General features: G+C 62.1%; 6 protein-coding genes. All 6 read right to left on the reverse strand.

The window, feature by feature from the left end:
* Positions 1–544 precede the first annotated feature (544 nt).
* The 6 genes from N864_RS17600 to N864_RS26475 all read right to left on the reverse strand — a co-directional run bounded on the left by N864_RS17600 (position 545) and on the right by N864_RS26475 (position 6,549).
* Positions 545–1,687 carry a GmrSD restriction endonuclease domain-containing protein gene (locus N864_RS17600; protein WP_034720001.1) on the reverse strand — a complete coding sequence of 381 codons (1,143 nt, stop codon included), beginning with the start codon at positions 1,685–1,687 and terminating at the stop codon, positions 545–547.
* A complete protein-coding gene (locus N864_RS26270) occupies positions 1,684–2,646 on the reverse strand; it encodes an FRG domain-containing protein (protein ID WP_338033655.1) in 963 nt (320 codons plus the stop codon). The genes N864_RS17600 and N864_RS26270 overlap by 4 nt, the downstream gene beginning before the upstream one ends.
* Entirely contained in the window at positions 2,559–3,653 is a 1,095-nt protein-coding gene (locus N864_RS17610; RefSeq protein WP_155892995.1) for a protein NO VEIN domain-containing protein, read from the reverse strand. Before N864_RS17610 ends, N864_RS26270 begins: the two co-directional genes overlap by 88 nt.
* Before the next feature lie 259 nt (positions 3,654–3,912).
* The gene (locus tag N864_RS17615; protein ID WP_155892996.1) at positions 3,913–4,638 is read right to left on the reverse strand and encodes a DUF6218 family protein; all 726 of its coding nucleotides are present in this window, start codon (positions 4,636–4,638) and stop codon (positions 3,913–3,915) included.
* A complete protein-coding gene (locus tag N864_RS17620) occupies positions 4,628–5,950 on the reverse strand; it encodes an exonuclease domain-containing protein (protein WP_162164545.1) in 1,323 nt (440 codons plus the stop codon). Before N864_RS17620 ends, N864_RS17615 begins: the two co-directional genes overlap by 11 nt.
* A gap of 41 nt (positions 5,951–5,991) precedes the next feature.
* Complete coding sequence (locus tag N864_RS26475) at positions 5,992–6,549, reverse strand: endonuclease VII domain-containing protein (protein WP_081793995.1); 558 nt, start codon at positions 6,547–6,549, stop codon at positions 5,992–5,994.
* Positions 6,550–6,613: the final 64 nt, after the last annotated feature.

Consider the following 6,613-nt stretch of genomic DNA (forward strand, 5'->3'; position numbering starts at 1 on the left):
AACCTCGCACCGGCATGTCCCTGTAACAACCACCGGTCGACAGGCGGCGGTAGGACGCAGGCGGCTCGGCCTCAAAGACGTCACCTAGTGGTCGCGACGACACCACGACTCTGGTCAGCGGCCCTGCTCGGAGTACGTGCTCAGATCAGCTCGCGCACAAGCCCCTCGACAACCGGCCAGTTGGCCATGGCGCTAGAAGGCTGATCGACTTCCTCAGCAGCTCGCGCATTTCTCGCGCACACACTCAGCGGGTGGGATGGGCCCCTTCAAGGGCCCCTCCCCCCACGGCTGGGCTACCTCGCGGATTCTGAGCAGATCGAGTTCTGAACCTGCGCAACGAGCGCGGTGCTAACACGTACCGGTGGAGCCGATCCGTTCGGAGGGGTCATTCCCCACCCTGGTGAGATGTACGACGGACGCGGACCCTCGCTGCTGGACGGAGGGCGTCGTGCAGCCGCAGGAGCCGCTCTGCCGGGTGTGGGTAGCGGCTCAGCGTTCCAGCCCAGATCCCAAGCAGCTTTGGCACGGGGTGTGTCTGCGAACTTCACGAACCGTCATTTGCCTCGGCGGCCGGTGCCAGCAGCTGGCGACCCTTCGGCAACATCAAAGCCAGCCGCTGTTCCGTTGCTTTCCCCGTGGCGAATCGCGTGTTCATGTCGGGTTGCCCCCAGAGCTCCTTCGCTGCGTCGAGAATGTCGCTGCGGTGGTCCATTTGGTTGGCGATCCGATAGCCAAGACCCATCGCGAGCACCTCGTAAGCAGTATTGAGGAATCCGCCGGTGAACCTTCCTTTGTTCCGGTCCCACTTCCTGAAGACACGGTCCCTGCCCTCTGCAGCCAACAAGTCGAACGTCCTGCCGAAGACCTCTTCAAGCTGGTCCCGCTCCTGGTCGTGCACCCGCGCCATGGCAAGCGCCTGCTCCTCAAGCTTCTCCTGGAACTGCCTCAAGGAAGCCGTGCTTGTGTCTTGCTGTCGGTGCAGCCAAAGGAAGCGGAGCACCAAGTCTTCGTCATACTTTGCCGCCACGTCCTTGTCCGTAAGCATTGTGGTCTCCACGAACGAATCTCTCTTCGCCAGCTGTTGAATCCACTCAACGAAGTTGGGGTTCACAGCGACAAGCACTGCATTTCGAATCTCTTGGGCCGACAGGGTCGAGCCGTAGCTGTTCAACCGCTGGAAGAGGTCGTACTTCGTCTCTTCGCTCGACTCACGCTTGATAATTTTGACGTCGATCTTCGAACGCTTCACATCAAGCTTCTGGGCATCCGTCAGCGCGTCTTCAGGCGATCCATCCCAAGTCCGACCCTCAAGCTTCTTGAGGTACTTGGTGCCTTGCAGGACGAGAGGCGGGTACTGCTCTGGGTCGAGAAGTCCCTGCAACTGAAGGATCGTGGAGACCCGCTGCAGGCCATCGATTAGTTCCCATCGCCCGGTGGCGTCCTGAGCTACAAAAATCGACGGAAGCGGAATTCCCAGAAGAATGCTCTCCACCAGCAACGACTTCTGGTCATCCTCCCACCTGAAAAGTCGCTGAAAGGCCGGCCGGATCACCAGCTCACCTTCCCTAAAGAGATTTGTCAGTTCACCGATGCTCATCGGGTAGCTGTCGGTGGAGATGGTGCGTCGCGCCTCTCGCAACTCGTCTTCAAGCGTTGCGGTCGCGTTCGCGCTATCCGTAGGGGTCACTTGAGTCCTTCCATTGCCGTGACTTCCTTCGCCACACTTGCCAAATCAGGGAAGATCATGCTTTCAGAGAAGCCCAGTGAAGCGAGATCCCTCTGCAAATCCTCTCTGGAAATGAACAGGGCCAATTTCCAGAGCGATTGCTCCTTGTGGTCCGCAGCGAATGTTTCCATCGACTCTAGGCTGTCGCCTGTAATTGTGAAGGTCCCACGCTGCGCGGTGATTCTGGGCGAATTGTGGGCTCCGTAAATAGCGAGCGGCTGAGGGTATCGCCGTTGTAGCTCCGTCCCCGTCGGCGCATACGGTTTGAGATCCTCCGCGTCCGTATTGAGGATCCCCACATCTGTAAACCCCTTCAGCTGTTGAGCTTGCTGATTCCATCCGACGGGGTCGAGGATCCACAGAATCGGAGGACAGTCCACCGGCTTGCCGTCAACGAGGTGCTCATGCTTCAGCGATGCGAAGTAGAGCGCCACGAATAGGTTCTCGCTCCAATCCAGGAGCCGCGTGGGGAGCCCATAATGCTGCATTGCGAAGAGCTGCTCCCAGTCGTTCTGAGGGTAGCCAGCCGGCCAGTAGGGAAGACTTCGTTGCCGGAACCGCGTGATAAGTCTCTGCTCCAGAGGAAGCAGCTTTTTCGCATCCTCTATCTGACGAGGCAAACTAGCTTTCAAAACATGCTGTGGGCACGTGTGTCCTCGATGCCAGAGAGGCCGATCTGGGCCAAGTTTACGACCGATTTCTAATGTCGTGGCCACTATCTCTTCGACAGAGAACATCGTGCGCTCGTCCACGCTCATCGCGTTGTTTTGTCCCTTTCTGGACGGTATCCATGCCCCAATGGGCGAATGGCGACTAGGGCTGCTGGCAGCCTTTATGCTCTGGGTCTTGCCATGACTCCGCCCTCGGGAAGCACATGACGGTAGGCAGTGGGCGCAAGCAGTTCTCGCACTGGCGACCATGTGTCCCAATGACGCCACCGTCCGCCAGAACATCGAAGCTGACTGTCCATCTGGATCTGGTCTATGACGATCAACGTTGTCCCAACGTCTTCTGCGTGCCGAACCTCACCTTCGGTGACGTCAATGGCATCACGCTCGACGCTGCTGCCCTTCACCTCAAGATGCAGCTCCTGACCATCTTTGATCACCGTGACGTCCCACGCACACCGGTCCCCGACATCCTCTACGTCGTAGCCCGCTTCCTTGTAATGACTAATGACGCACTCCACCGCGTACCGCTCGATCGCGCGACGACGCTTGGCGTCATGCTCGCGCCCAAAGCCGCTTGCGCGACTGCTCCCCCGGTCCTTGGTCGCGCGCCGAGAGGAGCCAGTGGTTTCCTCGCCTGGCTCTTCCGCAGCAAGCTGACGCACCTCGCGGAGCTGAGGGATGAGCTCGACCAATCGTGCGGGGAACTTGGTGAGGTACGCCTGCGATGCCCGCAGCGGACGGAGGTCGGAAATTGCAAACGGGAAGTAGATCGGTGAACCGTGCTCGATGACGAGGTCATCACGGACCGCCCGGATCCGGGGCTCCAAGGCCCGCAGTACGTCCTGAGTTGCCGGACGCCTCAGCTGCGCATAGCCCTCCAGCGTCGCCTCCCATGCGTCCTCTTCACCAGACGGTGGGCGCGTACGTCCGTAGGAACCTCGGCTCTGCCACTCCAACGACGACTCGAAGGGGTCGGTCACCACGCGCGAGTAGCCAACAATGCTGCGCTGCCCCAGCTTGGTCCAGTGCAACACGATGTCGCCGGGGCGAACGTAGCTCACCAACGTGTACGACCACTCCTCCCGGCCAGCATCGTTCTGCTGGGGCGCGATGAGGTTCTCACCGAGGTTGTCGCGGTTGGTGATCTCAAGCCAGTACCGCTCGGATGGGTCGCCCGCCCACCATTCATTTATTGGCATCCTGCGATGGCCCACTTTCGTTGTGACGTAGTGACTCTGCTGTCGAGCAGGCGTCACTGCTCGGCGATCTCGCGCAGCTCTGTTAGAAGCCTCCCTAGCGGACTGTCGATTGGCGGCGGTCCCTCCATCAGCTCGAAGCCCTGGTCAACACGCTCGTCCAGAACGGAGCGTGCGGGTCCGTGAGTATGGCGGTTGAGGCGATGCCCGCACGACCGGCACCACTCAGAAAGTCGCTGACCTTCGCTGCCGGAACGACCCAGCCCATGGACCAGCGAAGGCTGGCTTATGCACCGCGAGCAGTCCTGACAGGGCTCTGTCACGCCGGGTCATCCTTGCCTGCCCTTGGCAGTCCGAAGGGAGTCGCGTATGCGGCAAGCGCCGCATCCCTCCACGCTTCGGGCAAGACCTGGGCGGGGCCGAACTGCTCCCGCAGATACTTGCGCCTCAGGCGGACCGTTTCCGTGTCCGTCCACAGCTGCACCAGCTGGCGCGACAACACCGACATGCCAAAGGCGTGCGGCGCAGTTCCCTTCCCAGCCCAGCCCCGGTATTGACTAGGCCGGAGCTGATCGAGAGAGGGTGGGACTTCAGTGCGCCAAGCCAATGGCGCGAGCTTCTTACCTTCGCTCTTCCCGTAGGCGACCACAGCCTCGGCGTGGGCACGCCGAGCAGCTGCAGTCGCCGAGAGCAGCCCGTCGAGGCTCGCGAGACGCTCCTTCATCACGGCCTCAGGGATCTCGACGCGTGCCATGTCCGCCAGCTCCAGAATGAGTTGAACGCTGCTCGGACTGTCGTCGATTACAGCTCGCCTGTCACAGAGAGCAAGGATGTCAAGGGCATGTTCCTTGTTGCGAGCGTCGAGCAACCACGCCCCGCAGGCCACCCCAGCGAAGTTGACCTGCCACACCGCGACCTGGCTGCGGCCATGTTTGCTGAGCGTGGCCAGCGAGCGCGCCGGAGCGCCATTCAGCGTGGCCGGCCCTGTCGTTGCGAGATCGTTGGCAACCTCGGAGGTTGCCTCCTCGATCACCTCAGTAGTCACTGCGCTCCTCCCGAAGAGCCTTGGCCCAGAGTCGCTCTCCGTCGCCCCAGTTCTCGTGCAGTCCTGCGTTGGCGTCAGGCTGGGCGTATCCCAGAGCAGCGCGGAAGTCTTCTACGCTCATGATCGGGATCCCGTAGCCGCGAGCCTTCTTGGCCTTGCCCGATAGAGAGTCCACGTCAGCTGCCACGACCAGCGACACCTTCTTGGTAACAGCGGGATGCGAGACCCAGCCGTGCTCAGCTGCTCGCTGCATCCAGACTTCTCGCTCCTCCGCCATCGCGCCCGTGAAGACGATGAGTGAACCGGGCTCTAGGTCGAGCTGGGCAGGCGTCAGGGGTGTGGCGCTCTGGCGCGCAGCCTCCAGAGCTGCGGCGACCGCGCCCTCAGGAAGGTCAAGGATGTCGGCCACCCGATAAAGGTCAGCTCGCTCCTCCTCAGACAGGTGGTCGTCGGCCAGAGCCAGACGCGCGAGCGCGTTTAGGTACTCACGATGCAGGTTGAAGAGCGAGTCCTTCGGGATCTCCAACGACTCGGCCAGTGCTCGCAGGGAGGCGCTCTCATCAGCGGACAAGTAGCGATCCGAGAGTGCCTCGTCGAGCACAGCCAGGTAGGGGTCTGCGAGGTCCGAGCTGTCCACGCGGGGCATGAAGTCCACAAGCCGCTCCATAAGACCGGCGTCCGCCTCGAACCCTGCCGCAGACGCAGCAGGTCCCTGGTCCGACCGGGTACAGATCTCAAAGGCGGTCAGCGGTACATGAGGCCACATGACATCGGTGAAGCTCGGTACATCAGCAGCCCAGGGCCAGTCGGGGTCGGTCAGGTCGATGTACCGCCCGAGGAGTCCGGCGGTGGCACGCGCGTCGGCAAGCGCACTGTGCCAGCCCGTGAGGGGCACGTTGGCAGCCGAGCAGCAGTCCCGAAGGGAGCGGCCCGCGCCGGAGAGGAGCGAGCTGCTGAGGGTCATGGTGCAGAGACCCATGTTGTTCGCCAGGGGGAAGGGCACACCCAGCCTGTCGAACTCCGCGTCGAGGAACATTCGGTCGAATCGCAGGTTGTGAGCCGCGAGGACGCGGCCTTGCAGCAGCTGCACCAGGTGCCCAGCGATGTCCTCGAAGCGCGGGGCTCGGCGCGCGTCAGCACCCCGGATGCCATGGATGTGCTGCGGGCCCAGGTCGCGGTCCGGATTGATGAGCGTGCACCACTCGTCTTCGACATTGCCTCGGGCATCCACCAGCACGACCGCAATCTCAGCGATCCGGTGCCTCAAATTGGGAGACAGGCCTGTTGTCTCCGTATCCACTACCGCGTACATGCCCACCCTGCCTACTGCCGTCCGCATGAACGAATCCGACATTAGCCACGAGGGACGACAGTGGTACGTAGTTCAGCGGAACTTGGACAAAACGGGGCGCCAGCAGACTCAGTCCTTTGACGACGGCTTCGGCCGCCGACTGGGGCTGAGCGCGCCACGTGCGTCCGGGTGTCCTCAGCCCACGGCATGCCGGAAGCGCGAGCTGCACGCATGTAGCAGTTGCGACACAGGCCTCCGCCGCCATGGGGCACCGCCGCTGTCCCGCATTTCTGACATTGACCCCACTCATTCGCCCACTTCTCCGGGACCTCGAGCCGCTCAGGAAGTTCGTAGCCGGGCGGCGAGAGCACGTAGTCCAGAAATCGCCGTATCGCGTCAGGCCGGTCGCCGATCTGGCCGAGAAGACCATTACAGGAGCGACATAGGAGGCCCCGCACCCGGCCGGTGTCGTGGCAGTGATCCATGGCCAGGCTGGTGCGACGCCCGTCGCCGTCCACCAACCGCTCTTCTTTCTTGCAGATTGCACACCGCCCCTCCTGGCGGTCGTAGAGCAAGTCGTATCGAACCACTGCGTCCTCGCCATAACGGCCACGGAGCATCTTGCGCCTGGAGTGCTGCTTCGTCGCCTCCTTATTGGCTGCTTTCCAGGCTCTTCGAAGTTAA

Source organism: Intrasporangium chromatireducens Q5-1, assembly GCF_000576575.1.
In the GTDB taxonomy this organism is placed as follows: Bacteria; Actinomycetota; Actinomycetes; order Actinomycetales; family Dermatophilaceae; genus Intrasporangium_A; species Intrasporangium_A chromatireducens.